This window comes from Hydrotalea flava (assembly GCF_001623405.1).
GTDB lineage: Bacteria > Bacteroidota > Bacteroidia > Chitinophagales > Chitinophagaceae > Hydrotalea > Hydrotalea flava.
Map to the genome: position 1 here is coordinate 1 of NZ_LUHG01000051.1, position 1729 is coordinate 1729.

The window sequence follows — 1729 nt, forward strand, 5'->3', positions numbered from 1 at the left end:
CTCTTGCAGGCGCACATACACGCTGTGTTCAGGCACACCACTATAATTGTTGAGGGTAAAGGGCAGGGCCTGCTGCATACCCGCAATACGATGCAGGTAGCGCAACAGGGTATCTTCCAACGCCTCATGCGCTTTAAAACTGGCAATGGTTAAGCGCGGTGCACTGCACACATAACCATATTGAGCGGTAAAAAATACCTGTTGTTGTAGCAGCATTTGGGTAATAAAATCGGGCAATACAACGGCTAAACTGTACTGATACACGGTTTGTTGAAGGGTACCTGCCGGTGCTACAGGTAAATAAACTGCATCCATAAAACAATTTTTTTTATACCAACAAATTTAGTGTAAAATTGCTAAATTTTTTAGTTAATAGCAAAATATTTTTTATGATAGATAATATTGCCTACACGCCTGCCTACCGGGGCAGTAAAGATTTTACCCAACACCAGATATCTACTGCCAATGCCAACGGATTTGGTGCTGCTGCCGATGATTATATGGAACGGGGTATTGACCTGAATGAAGAGTTAATTATGAACAAGCCGGCTACCTTTTTTTTTCGCATGAACGGTGATGCCATGACGGAGGCCGGCATTAGTAGTGGCGATGTATTAATTGTTGACCGAAGTGTAGCCATAGCCTCGGGTAAAATAATTGTATCGGTAATGAACGGTGAGCTATTAGTGCGAAGATTACAGTTAAGCTTTAACCGTGCCACGCTGTTAGCCGAAAATAGCCGCTATGCTCCCATTGAAATTACCGAATTTAGTGAGCAATATATATGGGGCGTGGTAACCTGCGTAATACATGTATTAGAGCCGGGTTTATTATCGGGTGGTGTTATCAGCAAAACCAATGGCAAGGGCGCTAAAGGTATTCGGTATTAATGGTGTAACCGGCTACAATACTACTATGTAACTGTGGTTGCGTCGCACACTTGTACTGCAACAACACAGCACAGCTCATTCAACTACTAACGTACATACGTTGGCGTAAGCAACTGCCAATACAAATAAGTCTATTGCATCAATCATTCAAACCAACAACATGAACAACAATAATCATCACCATCCCAACCTGCAACCTACCCCTGCAGTAAAAGATGCGGCCATACAATACCTAAAAGGCAGAGGTGCTCAAATAAACACGCCCAACCATTTTTTAAAAAACACAACAGAACGGTTACATATAGAAGCAATAGATGATTGGGAAACTACGGCAAATGCTACACAATATATCATAACACAAGCAACAAGCATTGTAAACAAAGTAGATAGCCCCGATGTAGGTATGTTGTACAGCATGAATCCGTACCAGGGCTGTGAACATGGCTGTATATACTGCTATGCCCGCAATGTGCATGAATATTGGGGATACAGCGCCGGCCTTGATTTTGAAAGCAACATACTGGTAAAACAAAATGCCCCGGAGTTATTGCGTAAATTTTTAATGAAAAGCAGTTGGCAATGCCAGCCTATTTCGCTAAGCGGTAATACCGATTGCTACCAGCCGGCAGAAAGAAAATTTAAACTTACCCGGCAATTATTACAAGTTTGCCAAGCCTTTAACCAGCCGGTGGGTATTATTACCAAAAATGCAGGCATATTGCGCGATGTAGATATTATACAGGCCATGGCGGCTAAAAATTTAGTGAGTGTTTTGGTAAGCATTACATCGCTCAACGAACAGCTGAGAAGTGTAATGGAACCCCGCTCAACTACTTCCT

3 protein-coding genes are annotated in these 1729 nt (G+C 42.5%); 2 read left to right on the forward strand and 1 reads right to left on the reverse strand.

Translation table 11 applies throughout. From position 1 onward, the window contains the following. A partial coding sequence (locus A0F92_RS05990) for a hypothetical protein (protein ID WP_167516846.1) occupies positions 1-315 on the reverse strand: 315 nt, incomplete at its 3' end. Between the two features lie 74 nt (positions 316-389). Here A0F92_RS05990 and A0F92_RS05995 point away from each other — a divergent pair. Then, on the forward strand, positions 390-890 hold the full coding sequence (locus tag A0F92_RS05995) for a LexA family protein (protein WP_068242864.1): 501 nt from the start codon (positions 390-392) through the stop codon (positions 888-890). Between the two features lie 160 nt (positions 891-1050). Beyond that, positions 1051-1729, forward strand: a 679-nt coding sequence (locus A0F92_RS06000; RefSeq protein ID WP_167516847.1) for a radical SAM protein, incomplete at its 3' end; no start/stop codon positions are given.